Origin of the sequence: Micromonospora psammae (assembly GCF_036902725.1) — a bacterium.
Classification (GTDB): domain Bacteria; phylum Actinomycetota; class Actinomycetes; order Mycobacteriales; family Micromonosporaceae; genus Micromonospora.
Genome location: NZ_JBAKHM010000003.1, coordinates 306,636 through 324,138, shown reverse-complemented (window position 1 = coordinate 324,138; position 17,503 = coordinate 306,636). Strand labels below are relative to the sequence as shown.

Genomic DNA, 17,503 nt, shown 5'->3' with positions numbered 1-17,503 from the left:
ACCCTCCGCTGATCATGAAGTTGTTGGCAGGACACGTCGGGGCGGCTGGCAACAACTTCATGATCGACGCGGTGGTCGGGGTCGGGCGCGGTGGGCGGGTCAGCGGAGGGTGGAGCCGGTGACTGTCGGGGGGCGGGCGCCGAGGAAGAAGATGCCGGGGAAGCCCTGCGTCTCGAAGCCGTCGCTCGGGTTGCGGCGCAGCGTCGAGGACTCGATCCGCATCGTGCCGGTGCGGTTGTTGCTGACGAAGAAGATCGCGCCGCCGCCCTCGTTGGCGTGGTTGTTCTCGATGATCGTGCCGGCGATCCGCACGGTGAACTCGTTGCCGTCGCAGTAGATCGCGCCGCCGCTGCCGCCGCCCGGGGTGCCGGCCTTCGCCGGGTTCGCGCCGTTGCCGACCGCCTTGTTGCCGCTGAGCACGCTGTTCAGCACCACCCAGGAGACGCCGATGCTGCTCAGCGCGGAACCGTTGGAGCAGACCCCGCCGGTGAAGGTGCTGTTGACCACGTACACCGGCTTGTTGTCGTACTGGCTGAGCACCCGCAGCGCCGCGCCACCCAGGTCCGGGCCCGTCCGGTCGCAGCGGTTGTCGACGAAGCGCGAGTTGACCACCTTGAACCGGCCGCCGCGTACGAAGATCGCCCCACCGCCGCCGCCCTCGGTCCCCTCGCCCGTGGAGTTGCCCCGGGTGAAGGTCAGGTTCTGCACGGTGAGCTGCGGGTGGTCCTGGTTCTGGCAGTGCGGGGTGGTGAAGCCCTGCGCGCTGTCACACGTGTTCATGTAGAGGATCCGTCGGGCCCCGCCGCCGGAGAGGGTGACCTTGCCGCCGCCGTCCAGGACGATCCTCGGCCCGTTGGCGTTGCGGACCTTCGCGGTGGCCTTCATCGTGATGGTCACCGGGTCGGGACCGCAGTCGAAGGTGATGATCCCGCCGGCCGCCACCGCCTTCACCACCGCCTCGGAGGTGCAGCTCGCCGGGGTGCCGCTGCCGATCGTCCTGGTCGGACGGGAGGTGTCCACCGCCCGCGCCTCGGCCGGCACGGACGCGCCGCCCCCCGGGTTGCCGGCCTTGAGCGTCGTGCCAGTGGGTCGGGACGGCTTCGGCTTGCCCGGCCCGCCCAGGCCGCTGCGGGACGACGGGCTGGCCGACGGGCTGGCTGAGCGGGCGGGGACCGGGGTGGCGCCCGTCGCGGCGGCGTCGGCGCCCGTCGCGGAGACGCTCACCGGCTGGCGGTCGTCAAGGGCATCGGAGGCACCTGAGTCGCCGCAGGCCGGGAGGGTCGCTGCGGTGACACCGAGGACGAGCAGGGCGAGAACGGACTTCATACGCACCCGCCGATGCTATGGGGCGGGTGCCCGGAAGCGTGCACCGACTGCCGACTCTTAACCCGCACCTAAGTTGTCCGTTGATCGACTCGGTTTGCGGCGGGTCGGGGTGTCCCGCTCGGCTGATACCGCGACACGCCGCAGAACGGCGGGCAGCGGCCGGTGGGCCGGGGGCGGCCGGGGAGGGTCACCCGTCCGGGCAGGGGTGGGGTCAGAAGTCGGCGAAGAGGTACGGCAGCTCCCGCGGGAAGAGACGGCGCAGCTCGGCACCCGCCGCCGGGCCCACCTCGCCCAGCCCGCGTACGTCCACCTCGGCCGGGTCGAGCACCCCGTAAGCCAGCGCGGAGAGCCCGGCGGCGGTGAGCGTCGCCGTCGGGGCCGGCCCGCCGGAGGTCAGCTCCAACTGGCCGGTGGTGCCGTCCATCAGGTGGGTGCCGGCGAGCCAGCGGTCGCCCACCAGCTCCACCCGGACCCGCCCCGGGCCGCAGGGCAGCCCGGCCAGGGCGTCCAACGACAGCAGCCGGGCCATCGGTGCGGCCGAACCGGGCCGCGCCACCCGCGCCTGGACGTGCACCGCCAGGTCGGTCAGCCACAGCTCGGGCAGCTCGTCTGCGGGCACCAGGAGGCTGACCCGCTCGACCTGGTCGACGTGCCGGGCGAGGAACTGCAACAGCAGCGCCCGGGCGTACGGGTCGGTGGCGAGCAGGTCGTCGCCGACCAGCTCGCCGCCGTGGTCGTCGATCCGGTAGGTGAGCGCGCCGACGGTCGTACCGTCGATCTTCGCGCTGATCAGCCAGCGGTCGTCGCGGTCCCGCAGCCCCACCGCGCGGAACTCGGGGAAGACCGCGAAGCCGTGCCGCTCCCGCAGGCAGCGCTCGGTGAACGCCCGGTATCCGGCGTAGCCGGCGCCGATCCGCTCCCAGGTCACCTCGCCGGGCAGCTCCGCCCGCAGCAGCGGCGCCAGGTCGGCCGGGGAGAACCGGACCGTACGCGCCTTGGGCAGCCCGACGTAGCCGAACCGCTCGTAGAAGCCGGCCCGGAACGGGTAGAGCGCGGTCAGCGGGTGCCCCTCGTCGCGCATCTCGTCGAGGAGCCGGTGCAGCAGCTCCCGGACGTGGCCCCGCCGACGGGCCAGCGGGTGGGTGGCGACCCCGGCGACCCCGGCCATCGGCAGCACCTCCCCGCGCAGGTTCTGCCGCATCGGGATGGCGCTGGCCGCCGCCCGGGTCTCCCCGCACTCCTCGACGACGAGGGTCCGGTTGCCCTTGTTGTACGGCAGGTACTCCCGGAACGCCTCGACCCGCGCGTTGCTCAGCGGGGACGCCTCGAAGGCGTACGCCTGGAGCGGGAAGCTCGTCGTCAGGCGTTCGTCGGGGGCCAACCGGCGGAGGATCATCCGTCCATCCCAACCCGGGGGGCCACCACCCGCAACCCGATCGGTCCGACTCAGGCCGCGGCCACGTCGGAGACCACCACGGTGACGTTGTCCGGTGCGCCGGCCTGGTGGGCCAGCTTGACCAGCTGCTCACCGCACTGCTGCCGGTCGCCGTACATGGTCAGGGCGGCGTGGATCGCCTCGTCGGAGACGTAGTCGGAGAGCCCGTCGCTGCACAGCAGCAGCCGGTCACCGGCGAAGACGGTCAGCACCCCGATCGCCGGCGGTGTGTCGGAGCCCTGCACGGCGCGCGTCACCAGCGACCGCTGCGGGTGGTGGCGGGCCTGGTCGGGGGAGAGCGCACCCTGGTCGACGAGCGTCTGTACGAAGGTGTCGTCCCGGGTGAGCTGGGTCAGCTCACCGTCGCGCAGCAGGTAGCAGCGGGAGTCGCCGACCTGGGCGAGGACCAGGGCGTCCCCGGCGAGTAGGCCGGCGGTCAGGGTCGTACCCATGCCGTCGCGCGCGGGATCGGCGGAGATGGCGGCGCGGATGCGTTGGTTGGCCGTGGCGACGACGGCGCGCAGCGCGTCGCCGGCCTCGGCCGGAACGGTCGGCGGCACCAGCTCGTCCAGGATCCGGATGACGATCTCGCTCGCCACCTCGCCCGCGGGCAGTCCCCCCATGCCGTCCGCCACCGCCAGCAGGCGGTCACCGGCGAGGGCGGAGTCCTCGTTGTTGGTGCGGACCAGGCCGACGTCGTTGAGGATGGCCGAGCGGAGGATCAGCGTCATGGGTCAAGCTTGCCAAGAACACCCTGCCTTCGTCTCTACGCACTAGTGCGTAGGGTGGAGAAATGATGCCGGTGTCCATGGTGGGGCGCGCCGGCGAGCTTGCCGAGCTCGACCGTGCCTGGGCTGCCGTGGCCGACACCGGTCGCCAGTCGCCCGCCGTGACGGTCATCACAGGGGCCGCCGGAGTGGGCAAGAGTCTACTGGTGGCGGCCGCCGTGGAAGGCCTCTCGCCCCGTCCGGCCGTGGTCCTCTGCGGCGCCGCGCGGGTGCACGACCCGGCCCCGTACGACTGGTTGGCGGCCGTGCTCAGCGGGCGGGACACCGGCGGGCTCGACCTGCCGGCCGACGCGTTGGCCTGGCTCGCCCAGCAACCCACCGCGCCGCGCGAGCGCTACGCCCCGGGCACCCTGCTCCGCCTCGCCGTGCGGACCGTGCGGCTGCTGGTCGGCGCCGGGCCGGCCGTGCTGGTGGTGGAGGACCTGCACGCCCTCGACCCGGCCAGCCTCAACCTGGTCGCCGAGCTGGCCACCGCCCCGGAGCTGCCGGCCCTGCTGGTGGTGGCGAGCCGGCCGCCGTCCGACGCGGTCGCGCCGGAGCTCACCGTCCGCGCGCTGGCCCGGCTCTGCGGGGTACGCGGCGCGGTGCGCCAGCACCTCAACCCGCTCGGCGTCGCCGAGGTCGCCGAGGTGCTGACCCAGGTGTACGACGGCTCCCGGCCCGCGGAGCGGGTCAGCCTCGCGGTCTGGCAGCGCACCGGCGGCAACCCGTACGCCCTCACCGAGCTGCTCGCCGCGCACGCCGGTCAGGGCCCCGACGCGCTGGTACGCCGCCCCATGCCGGAGCACCTGCGGCTGCCGGCCGCCCGGGTCGCCGCCCCGCCCGACGCCGAGCTGACCGGCCGGGAGGAGGAGGTGCTCGGCTGCCTGGTCGCCGGGATGTCCAACAAGCAGGCCGCCCGGGCGCTCGGCATCTCGGTGCGGACGGTCACCGTGCACGTGTCGAACCTGCTCCGCAAGACGGGGGCGGCGTCGCGGACCGAGGTGGCGCTCTGGGCGGTCCAGCACCGGGTCCCGACCAGCTCTCGCTAGGGTGGCCGCTGACCGGCCGCTGAGACGGGGGTGTGGCGATGGGGGAACGGCTGCAACCGGTGCTGGCCGGCGTGGTGACCGCCCTGGTCGGCTTCGCCAGCTCGTTCACGGTGGTGTTGGCGGGGCTGCGGGCGGTCGGCGCCGACGAGACCCAGGCGGCCTCGGGCCTGCTCGCGGTGAGCGTCGCGTCCGGTCTCTGCGCGCTCTGGCTGGGGCTGCGGCACCGGATGCCGATCGCCGTCGCCTGGTCCACCCCCGGGGCGGCGCTGCTGGTGGCGACCGGGCCGGTGCCCGGCGGCTGGCCCGCCGCGGTCGGCGCATTCATCCTCTGTGGACTGTTGATCGTCGCCGCGGGGCTCTTCCCGGCGCTCGGCCGGGCGGTGGCCGCGATCCCCGGCCCGGTGGCGGCGGCGATGCTCGCCGGGGTGCTGCTGCCGCTCTGCACCGCACCGGTCCGCGCCCTGGTCGAGGTGCCGCGGCTGGCCGCCCCGGTGATCGTCACGTGGCTGGTTCTGCACCGGTTCGCCCGCCGCTGGGCCGTACCGGCCGCGCTGGTCGCGGCGGCGGTGGCGATCGGTTTGACCACGTCGGGCGGGGGCGTGGGCGACCTCCGGCCGGTGGTGGCGTTGACCGCGCCGGCGATCAGCGTGCCGGCGGTGGTCGGACTGGCGCTGCCGCTCTTCCTGGTCACCATGGCCGCGCAGAACGTGCCGGGCGCGGCGGTGCTGCGCGGCTACGGCTACCGGCCCCCGCTCGGCTCGGCGCTGCGGGTCACCGGGCTGGGCACGGTGCTGGGCGCGGCGGCCGGCGGGCACGCGGTCAACCTGGCGGCGATCACCGCGGCCCTGGCCGCCGGCCCGGACGCCCACCCGGACCCGGACCGCCGCTGGATCGCCTCGGTCACCGCCGGGATCGGGATGGCGCTGCTCGGCCTCGGCGCGGGTGCGGCGACCGCACTGGTGCTGCTCTCCCCGCCGGTACTGATCGAGGCGGTGGCCGGGCTGGCGCTGCTGGGCGCGCTGGCCACCGCGGTCTCGGCGGCGGTCGCCGAGCCGGAGAGCCGGGAGGCCGCCGTGGTGACCTTCGTGGTGACCGCCTCCGGGGTCAGCCTGCTCGGCGTGGGCGGGGCGTTCTGGGGCCTGCTGGCCGGCTGGCTGATGCTGCTGCTCTTCCGCCGCCGCCGCGCCACTCCACCGCCGCCCGCGCCGGTCCGCCCCGAGGCCGCCGAGACCGGCGTCGTCGAGCCGTCCACCCCAGTGCGTCGCTGATCGCCTGCCGGCCGGGTCGGCGCGGATGCGCGAGGGTGTGGGCGACTGGCTGCGCGGTCCTTGCGCACCGAGGGCGTGGGGCGATTCATGCACGCGGTCCTTTAGAGCTGATGACGTAAGCGAATCGGGGGGACCAACTCGGAGCTTGACGGATCGTCGGGTGGCTGCTCCGCGTTGTGATTCGTCTACGTCATCAGCTCTAAAGGACGTCGAGGAGGTGAGTGGGGCCCGGGGCGGATGCTGCTGGGGCGTCGAGCTTGTGGGGCCGGAGGCGGCTGGAGTTGGCCGGCCGGAGCGGAGAACGCCGGGGGCTACTCCTCAGGGGGGAGGTCGCCGGCGGGTACGTCCAGGCGTACCTGGTCGTCGGTGACGGTGGCGATCTGGTCGGCCAGCACGTAGACGGCGCCGGTGCGGGTCAGTTCGGTGGAGACCTTCAGGTAGCCGCGGCGCAGCAACCGGGCCGCCAGGTCGGCCGGGACGTCCGGCTCCTCGACGGCCGCCGTCTCGATCAGCTCGTGCAGGCTGCCGCCCGGGTCGGCGGTCGACGCCTGCACGGTCACCGCGTTGGGGTCGCCCCGCTGCACGAGGTCGACGGTGCCGACCTCCACGCCGACGGTGTCCACCACCCGCATGCCGGTGGTGACCCGGGAGATGACCGCGTGTCGCTCGGTGCCCTGCTGCTTCATCACCGGGCGGTTCCCGGGCCCGCCGGACCGTAAACGCCGGACGTGGCTCCGGGCCGCCGGGTGGTCAGTCGCCCGTGGGCGGCGCCCAGGCACTGGGCGGGCGCGGGGAGAGCTCGCGCCAGGTGTCCGGCCCCTCCAGCAGTGCCCGCACGGTCTCCTCGGCCTCCTCGACGCTGGGGTACTCGTAGAACTGGGAGACGCCCTCCGCGCCGCCGGCCCGCTGCTCGACGTGCCAGCGGTCGGCGTCCACCCGGAGGAACACGTCCCGCCGGGCCAGTCGTCCCCATTTGCCGTTCCACCAGTGTCTGCGTTGCTCCATGGCCGGACTCTATCGAACACCTGTTCGAGACAGGGCGGCCCCTGTGGGATTCCCACAGGGGCCGATGTGCGTGGCGGTGCGTCAGCGCGGGGCGGGCGGCTCCGCATGCCGGCCCAGCACGTCGTCCAGCGCGCCGCGCTGCTGTCCCGGAGTGGTGTGCCCGGCGGCGACCAGCGTGTCCCGGATCTCGGTGAGCAGCTTGACCTCCTCGCTCGGCGCCTTCGGCGGCGGCTCCTCGCCCCGGTGCCGCCGCTCGGCCAGCTTGTTCATCGGGAACACCACGAGGAAGTAGAGCACCGCCGCGGTCAGCAGGAAGGTGATCAGGGCGTTGACGAACGCGGCCCATTCGAACACCTGCCCACCGATGGTCCACTGCCCGGCCTTCAGCGAGTTGCCGCCAGCAACCACCCTGATCAGCGGTTCGAGGAACGACTTGGTCAGTTGCGTGACCACGCCCGTGAACGCGGCGCCGATGACGACGCCGACCGCCAGGTCGACGACGTTTCCGCGCATGATGAAGTCTTTGAAGCCCTTGAGCATCCGTACTCCCGTGCTGTCCGGTTTTCGAGGTCCGGCACAACCTATGCCCCGGGAGGCGGCTCCAGAAAAGCGCCGGCCTCGATCGCCGCGCGTGCCGGATCGCCGTCCCGGATCGCCTCGACGAGTCGACCGTGGTCGACGTACCGCTCGGGCTCCAGCGCGTCCCCCATGGCCTGCGCCACGGTGCTGCGCATGGCCGCGCCGACCGAGGCGTAGAGCTCGGCGAGCATGCCGTTGTGCGCGGCGGCCACCACGGCGGTGTGCAGCGCGGCGTCGGCCTCCACGAACTGCGCCACCCGGCCCGAGCGCCAGGCCGCCTCCCGGGCGGCCAGCGCCCCGTCGAGCGCCGCCAGGTCCTCCGGGGTACGCCGCACCGCGGCGAGCCGGGCCGCCTCCACCTCGAAGGCGCGCCGGACCTCGACCACCTCGGCCATCCGGTCGTCGGTCAGCCGGCGGGCCACCACCGGGGCCAGCTCGTCGGTCGACACCACGTACGTGCCCGAGCCCTGCCGGCACTCCAGCACCCCGGCGTGCACCAGCGCGCGGACCGCCTCGCGGACCGTGTTCCGCCCCACCCCGAGCGCGGCGACCAGTTGCGGCTCGGTGGGGATGCGCCCACCGACCGGCCACTCGCCGCCGAGGATCCGGCCCCGTAGCTGCTCGATCGTCTGGCGGACCCGGTGACCGCGCGGCGGCACGGCGACAGCACCGACGGCGGGTGTCACCGGTTACAACTCCTGCCGAAATTCATCCCATGATTGTAGGTTCGAGGTCATGACCCCGCCACCCACCACCGTCACGCCCGGGCCGGCGCCGGCCGCCGTGGCGCCCCCGACCCGGGCGTCGTCCCCGGCCACCGGCGGCGCGCTGGTGCTGGTCGGGATGCTGCTGGTCGCGCTCAACCTGCGGGCCGCGGTGACCAGCCTCGGCGCGCTGCTCGACGAGGTCCGCGCCGGCCTGGCCCTCTCCGGGGCGATGGCCGGCTTCGTCACCACGCTGCCGACGATCGCCTTCGCCGGCCTCGGCGCGCTCACCCCGTGGCTGGTCCGCCGGTACCCGCCCGCCCGGGTGCTGATCGTGGCGATGCTCGCCCTCACCGCCGGCCAGCTGCTGCGGGTGGTCACCGACTCCGCGCTGGTCTTCGTGCTCACCAGCGCGCTCGCCCTGGCCGGTATCGCGGTGGCGAACATCCTCCTGCCGATGCTGGTCAAGCAGCACTTCCCGCACCGCACCGGGCTGGTCACCGGCGCGTACACGATGGCCCTGACGGTGGGCACCACGGCGGCCGCCGCCGCCGCGGTGCCGGTCGCGCACGCCTTCGGCTCCTGGCGGGCCGGGCTCGGCGTCTGGGCCGGGCTGGCCGCGCTGGCCGTACTCCCGTGGGTGCCGTTGGCGTTGCGAGCCCGCGCCGCCCGGCGGGCCGCGACCGCGACGGCGGCCCCGGCCGCCCGGGTGCGGATCCGGCCGGAACGCACCCGGCTCGGCTGGGCGATGGCGGTCTACTTCGGCGCGCAGTCGCTCAGCGGATACGCGATCATGGGCTGGCTGGCGCAGCTCTTCCGGGACGCCGGCTACCGGGCGGAGACCGCCGGACTGCTGCTCGCCGGGGTGACCGCGCTCGGCGTGCCGGTCGCGCTGCTGATGCCCACCCTCGCCGGCCGCCTGCGCACCCTGCGGCCGCTGGTGCTCTCCCTGACCGCGGCGTCCGCCGCGTCGTACGTCGGGCTCGCCCTCGCCCCGGACGGCCTCGCACCGCTCTGGGTGCTGCTGCTCGCCCTCGGCCAGGGCGCGTTCCCGATGATCCTGACCACCATCGGCCTGCGCGCCCGCACCGCCGAGGGGACCGTCGCGCTCTCCGCCTTCGCGCAGAGCACCGGGTACGTCATCGCGGCGCTCGGCCCGCTGCTGGTCGGGATCCTCTACGAGGCGACCGGCGGCTGGACCGCGCCGCTGGGCTTCCTGCTCGGCGCGCTCGCCGTGCAGACCACCGCGGGCATGGTGATCGCTCGTCCCCGGTTCATCGAGGACGAGCGCTGAGTCAACCGGTCAGGAGGACGCCGGGGTGGGGTCGCCCGCCACGGCCTGCTCGACCGTCGGGTAGGTGTGCAGCACCTCGACCAGGCCACTGACCTCGAGGATGCGCAGCACGCCGCGCTGCGGGGCGGCCAGCCGGACGACACCGCCGGCCTCGTCGGAGCTGTTCTTCGCGCGCACGAAGACCGACAACCCGGTCGAGTCGCAGAACGACACGTTCGCCAGGTCGAACACCAGCCGGCTGCGACCCTTGTCGAGCAGATCGGTGATCTGGTCCTGCAGCTGCGGTGCGGTCGCCATGTCGAGCTCGCCCGCGACCGACACGACGACGACATCGCCGCGCTGTTCCGTGTGCACCGTCAAGGACATTCGGACCTCCTGTTATCGGGGGAACGGTATCCCACGAACGGGGTGACACGCAGAACGGGAGCGCGTTCCGGTGGGCCTGATCATTCCTTTGCCTTGTGGCAAGTACCCGGAGCAGCGCCGGTGATAGAGTCCGGCCCGTCCAGCTCACAGGAGGTGACCATGGCGTTGACCACGGAAGAGAGCGGCCGGCTCGCCGATCTGCTCGGTGAGCACGACGAGCGGATCGCGCAGCGCTGGACCGACATCGTCGCGGCGTCGCTGCGCGGCCGGCTGAGCCACGCCGAGCTGCGGCTCCAGGTGCAGGAGCTGCACCGTAGCATGATCGCCGCCGGCCGAGCGGGGCTCACCGACATCCAGACCGAGTCGGCCGGTGAGCTGCGGGCCGTGCTCGCCGAGCTGTCCCGCGGCCGGGTCCGGCAGGGCTTCTCGGCCACCGAGACCGCGGTCAGCATCTACGCCCTCAAGGACGTGCTGGTCGAACTGGCCGAGTCCGGCGAGGTCGAACTGTCCCTGCGGGACGTCATCGCCTTCAACAGCCTGGTCGACCAGATGGGGCTGTACACCTTCGAGACCTACGTGCAGGCACGCGAGAGTCTCATCGCCGACCAGGCCGAGCAGCTCCTCGAACTCTCCACCCCGGTGGTGAAGATCTGGGACGGCGTGGTCGCGGTGCCGCTGGTCGGCACCCTCGACTCGGCCCGTGCCCAGGTGGTGATGGAGCGGCTGCTCCAGACGCTGGTCGACACCGGCTCGCCGTACGCCATCATCGACATCACCGGCGTGCCGGCGGTGGACACCCAGGTCGCCCAGCACATCCTCAAGACCGTGGTCGCGGCCCGGCTGATGGGCGCCGACTGCATCATCTCCGGCATCCGGCCACAGATCGCGCAGACCATCGTCGCGCTCGGCATCGAGTTCGGGGACATCGCCACCAAGGCCAGCCTCGCCGACGCGCTGCGGCACGTCCTGCGGCTCACCGGGGTCGAGACGGCCCGCCGCCACCCGCGCCGGGAGGCGTGATGGAGCGGGTGCCGATCCTCAAGATCGGCGACATCCTGCTGGTCTCCATCCAGATCGACATGTCCGACCAGACGGCCCTCGCCCTCCAGGACGACCTGGCCGAGCGGATCGTGGCCACCGGCTGCCACGGCGTCATCATCGACATCACCGCGCTGGACATCGTCGACTCCTTCGTCGGCCGGATGCTCTCCACCATCGCCGCGATCTCCAAGGTGCTCGACGCGGAGACGGTCGTCGTCGGGATGCGTCCCGCCGTCGCCATCACCCTGGTCGAGCTGGGGTTGTCGCTCAACGGCATCCGTACCGCGCTGAACGTCGAGCGCGGCATGGAGCTGATCGCGGCGACCCGTGAGGACGACCTTGGGTTCGGCGACGACGACCCCGAGGACGTGGAGTCCGGATCGGCGGCGACATCAGCATGACGGCGGGCATCGACCTGGGCCGCCCGCAGGCGCAGGCGATCGGCAGTGACGAGGACGTCGTCCGGGTCCGCCAGCTGGTGCGCACCGTCGCCGTGGCCGTCAAGCTCTCCCTCGTCGACCAGACCAAACTGGTCACCGCGGCCAGCGAGCTGGCCCGGAACACCCTCATCTACGGTGGCGGCGGCAGCGCCGAGGTGACGGTCGTCGAGGACGGCCGGCGGCGCGGCGTACGGATCCTCTTCGCCGACTCCGGCCCGGGCATCCCCGACCTCGCCCTCGCCCTCACCGACGGCTACACCACCGGAGGTGGCCTCGGCCTGGGCCTCAGCGGCGCCCGGCGACTCGTCGACGAGTTCGACGTCCAGACCACCGTGGGCGAGGGCACCCGCATCACGGTGACCAAGTGGTCCCGGTGAACTTCGATCCCGTCGCCGACCCCGGCATCTGGTTCCGTGTCGAGAACAGCAGCGCGGCCAGCTCCGTCCGCCGGGCCGCCGAACGCCTCGGCGGCCAGGTCGGCCTCGACGAGACGCGGACCGCTGAACTCGCCATCCTCGCCGCCGAGCTGACCAGCAACCTGGTCAAGCACGCCCAGGAAGGCGTGCTGCTGCTGCGGCCCACCCGCGCCGGCGACCACGCCGGCGTGGAACTGGTCGCCATCGACTCCGGCCCCGGCATGGCCGACCTGACCGTCTCCTCCCGCGACGGCCACTCCACCAGCGGCACCCTCGGCATCGGGCTGGGCGCGATCGCCCGGCAGGCGAGCTGGTTCGACGCCTGGTCACGGCCCGGCAAGGGCACCGTCTTCGCCGTGCAGGTGTGGCCGAAGGGCATGCCGGTCACCCCGCTCTGGGCGGCCGGGATCACCCGGCCCATCACCGGCGAGCAGGTGAGCGGCGACGGCCACGGCGTACGGGTCGTCGAGGGGCGGCACCAGGTGCTGGTCTGCGACGGTCTCGGGCACGGACCGCTGGCGGCCGGGGCAACCGAGGCCGCGCTCGCCGCCTTCCGGGCCGCGCCCGCCGCGCCCCCCGCCGTGGTGGTGCAGCACCTGCACGCCGCCATGTCGCACACCCGCGGCGCCGCCCTGGCCGTCGCCGAGCTGGACCCGTCCGCCGGGCTGCTCCACTACGCCGGGCTGGGCAACATCACCGGGGTCGTCCTCGGACCGGCCGACGAGCGGCGGGGCATGGTGTCGCTGCCGGGCATCGCCGGCCACCAGCGGCCCACCGTACGCGGCTACGACTACCCGTTCCCGGCGGGCGCGACGCTGGTCATGCACAGCGACGGCCTGGTCGACCGGTGGCGGATCGAGGACTATCCCGGGCTGACCACCCGGTCCCCGCTGGTGATGGCCGCCGTCCTGCTGCGCGACGCCGGCATCCGACGGGACGACGCCGGTGTCCTGGTCGCGAGGGCACCGGCATGACCGGCGAGGCGCCGCTGCTGCAGATGGCGCTCCGGGTCGAGCAGGACATCTTCCTCATCCGGCAGCGCGGCCGGGAGGTCGCCGCCGCCGTCGGGCTGGAGCACCAGGACCAGATCCGGTTCGCCACCGCGCTCAGCGAGGTGGCGCGTGACCTGCTCCGTACGGCCGACGGCGCGGACGTCACCTTCGTCGTCGTGGCCGGGGCGGACGGCCGTAGCGTCCTGCGGGTCGACCTGACGCCGCTGGCCCCGCTGCCCGGCGACCGGTACGAGCCGCAGTCCGGTGCGGTGGCGCGCCTGGTGGACACCCTGAGCGTGGTGGGCATGGAGGGGGATACGGTCGTGAGGATGTCCCGACGTGTCCCGGCCACCGCTGCGGCGCTGACGGCGGCGCGACTGGCCGAGCTGCGGGAAAAGCTCGGCCACAGCGCCCCGGCCAGTGCCCTGGACGAACTGGCCACGCAGAACGAACAGTTGATCGCCGCGCTGGACGAGGTGCGCCGGCAGCGCGACGAACTCACCGTGCTCAACTCCGAGCTGGAGGAGACCAACCGCGGCGTGATGGCGCTCTACACCCAGCTCTCGGAGGAGCTGGAGGAGACCAACCGTGGCGTGGTCGCCCTCTACGCCGAGTTGGACGAGAAGTCGGCCCAGCTGCGCGCGGCCAGCGAGTCGAAGAGCCGCTTCCTGGCCAACGTCAGCCACGAGCTGCGCGCCCCGGTGACCGCGATCATCGGGCTGGGGCGGCTGCTCACCGACCCGGCCTCCGACCCGCTCACCGCCGAGCAGGCCGAGCAGATCGGGCTGATCCGCTCCTCCGCGGCGGACCTGCTCTCCCTGGTCAACGACCTGCTGGACCTGGCCAAGGCGGAGTCCGGCCGGATCGAGCCGCAGTGGGCGGACGTCGACCTGAAGGCGCTCTTCGGCCAGCTGCGCGGCACGCTGCGGGCGTTGGCCACCGCGTCGGCGGTGGAGCTGGTGGTGGAGGATCCGCCCGCGCCGGCCGTGCTCCGTGCGGACGAGGTGCTGCTCGCCCAGGTGCTGCGCAACCTGCTGCACAACGCGCTCAAGTTCACTCAGCAGGGTGAGGTGCGGTTGCGGGCGGAGCGCGACGCCGACCGGTGGCGGTTCTCCGTCTCCGACACCGGCGCCGGCATCGCCCCGGAGCTGCACGAGCGCATCTTCGAGGAGTTCTACCAGGTGCCGGGCACCGACCGGCGCAGCGGCACCGGCCTCGGCCTGCCGTACGCGCGGCGGGTGGTGAACCTGCTCGGCGGCAGCATGACGTTGACCAGTGAGCCGGGCCGGGGCAGCACCTTCACCGTCGACCTGCCCGCGGACGGGGTGTGAGGGTGGCCGGCGCACCGGCGACCGTCCTGGTCGTCGACGACAGCCGCACCAAGCGGTACCTGCTGGTCAACTGGCTGACCCGGGCCGGCTTCCAGGTCCGCGAGGCGGAGACCGGCACCGAGGCGCTGGAACGGGTCGGGGTGGACCCGATCGACCTGGTGGTGCTCGACGTACGGCTGCCGGACCTGAGCGGCTTCGAGGTGTGCGAGCGGATCAAGGCGGTCCACCCGGCGCTACCGGTGATCCACGTGTCGGCGCACGCCGTGGACGTGGAGGACCGCACCCAGGGGCTGACCCGGGGCGCGGACGCGTACCTGGCCGAGCCGATCGAGCCGGACGAGTTGGTCGCCACCGCGCACGCCGTGCTCCGCTACTACCAGGCGCGGCAGCGGGCCGAGCTGCTCGCCGAGCGGCTCACCGGGCTGGCCGACACGACCGTGGCGGTGCACGCCGCCCCGACCTTCGTCCGCCTGCTCCAGGAGGCGGCGGCGGGCGCCGCACGGATCTTCCGGAGCCCGGCGGCCGTGATCGCGGAGACCTTCGACGGGGACTGCCTGGCCGGTATCTCCACCGGGATGGACGCCACGCCGAAGGTCGTACCGTGGGTGGTGGACGACACCGGCGTGCCGACCGGGGCCACCGTCCGGGTGGAGGACCCGGCCAGCTGGTCCCTGGTGCCGTGGCCGGCGGAGGACACGGTCACCGTGGCCGCCGCCCGGCTGCGGGAGGATCGCGCCCCGCTGTACGTGGTGGTGCCGACGGCCACCCAGACCGCGCGGACGCCGGTGCTGGTGCAGCTCGCCCAGGCGGTCGCGTCGGCCGTGGAGGCGCAGCGCTCCTTCGACGAGGAGCACCGGATCGCGGTCACCCTCCAGCGCAGCCTGCTGCCCCGGCGGCTGCCGGAGGTCGCCGGCCTCGACCTGGCCGTGCGGTACGAGCCGGCCAGCGCGCAGACCGAGGTGGGCGGCGACTTCTACGAGCTGGTGATGCTCGACGGGCACCTGCTGATGGCGATCGGCGACGTCGCCGGCCACTCGCTGCACGCGGCGACGGTGATGGCGGAGCTGCGGCACGCGGTCCGGGCGTACGCGGTGGAGGGGCACCAGCCGGGGGTGATCCTGGACCGGCTCAACGAGCTGATGCGGACGCTGCTCCCCAACGAGCTGGCCACTCTCTGCCTGCTGCTGCTGCATCCGCCGACCGGCCGGGTCCGGCTGGCCAGCGCGGGTCACCTGCCGGCGCTGATCAGCGCGGAAGGTCGGGTGGAGTACGTGCAGCAGACGGCGCCGCTGCTCGGGGTCCGCGCCGAGCGCCCCGCCGACCTGGAGTTCACCCTGCCGGCCGGCGCCACGCTGGTGCTCTACACCGACGGGTTGATCGAGCGGCGGGACACCACCATCGACGACGGCCTGGCGGCGCTGGCGGCGTCCGCGACCCGGGTGGACGACGACCTGGACCAGTTCTGCCAGCGGCTCCTGGTCGAGCTGGCCCCGCCGGAGATCCACGACGACGTCGCGGTGGTGGCGGTCCGCCGCCGCTGAGCCGGCCGCGCGTGGGTGGGATCGGAGCGGCCGTCGCCGCGTGGCTGTCGCGTTCGGTCGGACCACCTTCATAGGCTGGCCCCTATGGCTACGAATACCAGTGAACTGCTGGGCGCCGCCGCACCTCCCACCGTGGCGGTGGTCCGGGCGATCTCCGACGACCAGCTGGACCTGCCCACGCCATGCCCCGACTACACCGTCCGGGACCTGGCCAACCACCTGTTCGACGTGGTGGTCAACTTCCAGGTCCTGGCCCGGCACCGGGAGGTGGACTGGTCGACCAAGGCCGACCAGCTGACCGAGGGGTGGCGGGAGCGGTTCGCGGACGAGGCGGCGCGCCTGGTCGAGGCGTGGGCCGACCCGGCGGCGGAGGAGGGCGCCTCCCCCGGGATGGGGCTGCCACAGCGGACGGTCGGCCTGATGGGGTTGGTCGATCTCGCTGTGCACGGCTGGGACCTGGCCCGGGCCACCGGGCAGTCGTACCGGCCGGCGCCCGAGGTCACCGAGGCGGGGCACCGGTTCATGGACGAGATGGGACCGATGGGTCGCCAGATGGGTGCCTTCGGCGCGGAGGTGGAGACCGGCCCGGGCCACACCGAGCTGGACCGGCTGCTCGGCCGCTGCGGGCGCGACCCGGCCTGGGTCCGCTGACCGCATCGAAGGGGATTGACACCCACTATTCACCCGGTGAATAGTGGGCCGGTGTCCACGTCCCACGTCCTGCTGGGTCTGCTCGCTGCCGGCAACCGGCACGGGTACGAACTCAAGCGGGCCCACGACGCCCGGCTCCCGCGCGCCCGGCCGCTGGCCTTCGGGCAGGTCTACGCGACGTTGACCCGGCTCCAGCGGGACGGCCTGGTGGTCGCCGCCGGGCAGGAGCGCGACGGCGGCCCCGACCGGACGGCGTACGCGCTGACCGGCGCGGGGCGGGCCGCGCTCGACGGGTGGCTCACCACCGTCGAGCCACCCGTGCCCTACGTCTCCAGCGCGCTCTTCGCCAAGGTGGTGGTGGCGCTGCTGGTCGCCGACGTGGACACCGCCCGGTCCTACCTGGTCGCGCAGGCGCGCGCCCACACCGACCGGCTGCGCGAGCTGACCGGCGTCAAGACGGCGCCCGCGGCCACCCTCGACGACGTCGTCGCCGCCGACTACGCCATCGCCCACCTCGACGCCGACCTGAGGTGGCTGCGGACCACCATGGACCGGGTCGCCGACTGGCACCGGGAGGTGCACTCGTGACACAACTCCAGGCTCGCGGCGTGGTCAAGGCGTACGGGCCGACACCCGCGCTGCGCGGCGTCACCCTCGACGTGGCCGAGGGGGAGATCGTCGCCGTCACCGGCCCCAGCGGCTGCGGCAAGTCCACCCTGCTGCACTGCCTCGCCGGCATCCTCCGCCCCGACGCGGGCGAGGTGCTCTGGTGCGGCCACCGGCTCGACACCTGGTCGGAGGCGGCCCGGTCCCGGCTGCGCCGCACCGAGTTCGGGGTGCTCTTCCAGTTCGGCCAGCTCGTCACCGAGCTGACCGCGGCGGAGAACGTCGCCCTGCCACTGCTCCTCGCCGGCACGGGGCGGCGAGAGGCACGCACGGCGGCGCTCGGCTGGCTGGAGCGGCTGGGCGTGGCCGACGTGGCCGACGTCCGGCCCGGTGAGATGTCCGGCGGCCAGCAGCAGCGCTGCGCCATCGCCCGGGCGCTGGTCACCGAGCCCCGGGTGCTCTTCGCGGACGAGCCGACCGGCGCGCTGGACACCCTCAGCGGCGAGCAGGTGCTCACCCAGCTGGTCCGGCTCGCCCGCGAGCAGCGCACCAGCGTCGTGCTGGTCACCCACGAGCCGCGGATCGCCGCGTACGCCGACCGGGAGGTCGTGCTGCGTGACGGCACGGTCGACCACACCGGCCTGGGGCTCGACGCGCCGCTCACCGGCGGACACCGGTGAGGCCGGCCA

20 protein-coding genes are annotated in these 17,503 nt (G+C 73.7%); 12 read left to right on the top strand and 8 right to left on the bottom strand.

Annotation, left to right across the window (positions count from 1 at the left end; genetic code table 11):
* Nucleotides 1–99: 99 nt before the first annotated feature.
* The 3 genes from V6U79_RS07660 to V6U79_RS07650 form a co-directional block, all read right to left on the bottom strand.
* On the bottom strand, nt 100–1,326 hold the full coding sequence (locus V6U79_RS07660) for a hypothetical protein (protein ID WP_334614166.1): 1,227 nt from the start codon (nt 1,324–1,326) through the stop codon (nt 100–102).
* 211 nt (nt 1,327–1,537) lie between these two features.
* Nucleotides 1,538–2,722, bottom strand: a complete 1,185-nt coding sequence (locus V6U79_RS07655; protein ID WP_334614043.1) for a GNAT family N-acetyltransferase — start codon at nt 2,720–2,722, stop codon at nt 1,538–1,540.
* A 50-nt stretch (nt 2,723–2,772) separates the two neighbouring features.
* Nucleotides 2,773–3,492: a PP2C family protein-serine/threonine phosphatase gene (locus V6U79_RS07650; RefSeq protein WP_334528977.1), complete on the bottom strand. Its 720-nt coding sequence runs from the start codon at nt 3,490–3,492 to the stop codon at nt 2,773–2,775.
* Nucleotides 3,493–3,554: 62 nt separating this feature from the next.
* Here V6U79_RS07650 and V6U79_RS07645 point away from each other — a divergent pair, with 62 nt between their 5' ends.
* On the top strand, nt 3,555–4,580 hold the full coding sequence (locus V6U79_RS07645) for a helix-turn-helix transcriptional regulator (RefSeq protein WP_334614042.1): 1,026 nt from the start codon (nt 3,555–3,557) through the stop codon (nt 4,578–4,580).
* A 38-nt stretch (nt 4,581–4,618) separates the two neighbouring features.
* Entirely contained in the window at nt 4,619–5,848 is a 1,230-nt protein-coding gene (locus V6U79_RS07640) for a benzoate/H(+) symporter BenE family transporter (RefSeq protein WP_334528972.1), read from the top strand.
* Nucleotides 5,849–6,159: 311 nt separating this feature from the next.
* On the opposite strand, the gene V6U79_RS07635 is transcribed toward V6U79_RS07640, so the two are convergent.
* From V6U79_RS07635 to V6U79_RS07620, 4 genes are all read right to left on the bottom strand, one after another.
* A complete protein-coding gene (locus V6U79_RS07635) occupies nt 6,160–6,534 on the bottom strand; it encodes a hypothetical protein (protein WP_334614165.1) in 375 nt (124 codons plus the stop codon).
* A 64-nt stretch (nt 6,535–6,598) separates the two neighbouring features.
* A complete protein-coding gene (locus V6U79_RS07630) occupies nt 6,599–6,853 on the bottom strand; it encodes a hypothetical protein (RefSeq protein WP_334528967.1) in 255 nt (84 codons plus the stop codon).
* An 81-nt stretch (nt 6,854–6,934) separates the two neighbouring features.
* Nucleotides 6,935–7,393, bottom strand: coding sequence for a large conductance mechanosensitive channel protein MscL (mscL, locus tag V6U79_RS07625; protein WP_334528964.1), 459 nt, complete (start codon nt 7,391–7,393; stop codon nt 6,935–6,937).
* Nucleotides 7,394–7,434: 41 nt separating this feature from the next.
* Nucleotides 7,435–8,118 carry a FadR/GntR family transcriptional regulator gene (locus V6U79_RS07620; RefSeq protein WP_334614041.1) on the bottom strand — a complete coding sequence of 228 codons (684 nt, stop codon included), beginning with the start codon at nt 8,116–8,118 and terminating at the stop codon, nt 7,435–7,437.
* 49 nt (nt 8,119–8,167) lie between these two features.
* Between V6U79_RS07620 and V6U79_RS07615 the strand changes: the two genes are divergently transcribed.
* The gene (locus V6U79_RS07615; RefSeq protein ID WP_334614040.1) at nt 8,168–9,430 is read left to right on the top strand and encodes an MFS transporter; all 1,263 of its coding nucleotides are present in this window, start codon (nt 8,168–8,170) and stop codon (nt 9,428–9,430) included.
* A gap of 9 nt (nt 9,431–9,439) precedes the next feature.
* On the opposite strand, the gene V6U79_RS07610 is transcribed toward V6U79_RS07615, so the two are convergent.
* A complete protein-coding gene (locus V6U79_RS07610) occupies nt 9,440–9,796 on the bottom strand; it encodes an STAS domain-containing protein (protein WP_334528955.1) in 357 nt (118 codons plus the stop codon).
* Between the two features lie 159 nt (nt 9,797–9,955).
* Between V6U79_RS07610 and V6U79_RS07605 the strand changes: the two genes are divergently transcribed.
* The 9 genes from V6U79_RS07605 (at nt 9,956) to V6U79_RS07565 (ending at nt 17,494) form a co-directional block, all read left to right on the top strand.
* On the top strand, nt 9,956–10,816 hold the full coding sequence (locus tag V6U79_RS07605) for an STAS domain-containing protein (RefSeq protein WP_334614039.1): 861 nt from the start codon (nt 9,956–9,958) through the stop codon (nt 10,814–10,816).
* Entirely contained in the window at nt 10,816–11,238 is a 423-nt protein-coding gene (locus tag V6U79_RS07600) for an STAS domain-containing protein (RefSeq protein WP_334528948.1), read from the top strand. Before V6U79_RS07605 ends, V6U79_RS07600 begins: the two co-directional genes overlap by 1 nt.
* Nucleotides 11,235–11,654, top strand: coding sequence for an ATP-binding protein (locus V6U79_RS07595; RefSeq protein ID WP_334614037.1), 420 nt, complete (start codon nt 11,235–11,237; stop codon nt 11,652–11,654). Before V6U79_RS07600 ends, V6U79_RS07595 begins: the two co-directional genes overlap by 4 nt.
* Nucleotides 11,651–12,667, top strand: a complete 1,017-nt coding sequence (locus V6U79_RS07590; RefSeq protein WP_334614036.1) for a SpoIIE family protein phosphatase — start codon at nt 11,651–11,653, stop codon at nt 12,665–12,667. The genes V6U79_RS07595 and V6U79_RS07590 overlap by 4 nt, the downstream gene beginning before the upstream one ends.
* Complete coding sequence (locus V6U79_RS07585; protein WP_334528940.1) at nt 12,664–14,016, top strand: ATP-binding protein; 1,353 nt, start codon at nt 12,664–12,666, stop codon at nt 14,014–14,016. The genes V6U79_RS07590 and V6U79_RS07585 overlap by 4 nt, the downstream gene beginning before the upstream one ends.
* A gap of 2 nt (nt 14,017–14,018) precedes the next feature.
* On the top strand, nt 14,019–15,557 hold the full coding sequence (locus V6U79_RS07580) for a SpoIIE family protein phosphatase (RefSeq protein WP_334614035.1): 1,539 nt from the start codon (nt 14,019–14,021) through the stop codon (nt 15,555–15,557).
* Between the two features lie 84 nt (nt 15,558–15,641).
* Nucleotides 15,642–16,208, top strand: coding sequence for a TIGR03086 family metal-binding protein (locus V6U79_RS07575; RefSeq protein WP_334614034.1), 567 nt, complete (start codon nt 15,642–15,644; stop codon nt 16,206–16,208).
* Between the two features lie 51 nt (nt 16,209–16,259).
* On the top strand, nt 16,260–16,796 hold the full coding sequence (locus V6U79_RS07570; protein WP_334614033.1) for a PadR family transcriptional regulator: 537 nt from the start codon (nt 16,260–16,262) through the stop codon (nt 16,794–16,796).
* Nucleotides 16,793–17,494 (top strand): ABC transporter ATP-binding protein, encoded by a 702-nt coding sequence (locus tag V6U79_RS07565; RefSeq protein ID WP_334528932.1) that lies wholly within the window; start codon nt 16,793–16,795, stop codon nt 17,492–17,494. Before V6U79_RS07570 ends, V6U79_RS07565 begins: the two co-directional genes overlap by 4 nt.
* The last annotated feature ends 9 nt before the right edge of the window (nt 17,495–17,503 follow it).

Coding starts and splice junctions, on each gene's coding strand:
- V6U79_RS07660 (WP_334614166.1), bottom strand. CDS start 1,326: ATGAAGTCCGTTCTCGCCCTGCTCGTCCTCGGTGTCACCGCAGCGACC.
- V6U79_RS07655 (WP_334614043.1), bottom strand. CDS start 2,722: ATGATCCTCCGCCGGTTGGCCCCCGACGAACGCCTGACGACGAGCTTC.
- V6U79_RS07650 (WP_334528977.1), bottom strand. CDS start 3,492: ATGACGCTGATCCTCCGCTCGGCCATCCTCAACGACGTCGGCCTGGTC.
- V6U79_RS07645 (WP_334614042.1), top strand. CDS start 3,555: ATGATGCCGGTGTCCATGGTGGGGCGCGCCGGCGAGCTTGCCGAGCTC.
- V6U79_RS07640 (WP_334528972.1), top strand. CDS start 4,619: ATGGGGGAACGGCTGCAACCGGTGCTGGCCGGCGTGGTGACCGCCCTG.
- V6U79_RS07635 (WP_334614165.1), bottom strand. CDS start 6,534: ATGAAGCAGCAGGGCACCGAGCGACACGCGGTCATCTCCCGGGTCACC.
- V6U79_RS07630 (WP_334528967.1), bottom strand. CDS start 6,853: ATGGAGCAACGCAGACACTGGTGGAACGGCAAATGGGGACGACTGGCC.
- mscL (WP_334528964.1), bottom strand. CDS start 7,393: ATGCTCAAGGGCTTCAAAGACTTCATCATGCGCGGAAACGTCGTCGAC.
- V6U79_RS07615 (WP_334614040.1), top strand. CDS start 8,168: ATGACCCCGCCACCCACCACCGTCACGCCCGGGCCGGCGCCGGCCGCC.
- V6U79_RS07610 (WP_334528955.1), bottom strand. CDS start 9,796: ATGTCCTTGACGGTGCACACGGAACAGCGCGGCGATGTCGTCGTCGTG.
- V6U79_RS07605 (WP_334614039.1), top strand. CDS start 9,956: ATGGCGTTGACCACGGAAGAGAGCGGCCGGCTCGCCGATCTGCTCGGT.
- V6U79_RS07600 (WP_334528948.1), top strand. CDS start 10,816: ATGGAGCGGGTGCCGATCCTCAAGATCGGCGACATCCTGCTGGTCTCC.
- V6U79_RS07595 (WP_334614037.1), top strand. CDS start 11,235: ATGACGGCGGGCATCGACCTGGGCCGCCCGCAGGCGCAGGCGATCGGC.
- V6U79_RS07585 (WP_334528940.1), top strand. CDS start 12,664: ATGACCGGCGAGGCGCCGCTGCTGCAGATGGCGCTCCGGGTCGAGCAG.
- V6U79_RS07575 (WP_334614034.1), top strand. CDS start 15,642: ATGGCTACGAATACCAGTGAACTGCTGGGCGCCGCCGCACCTCCCACC.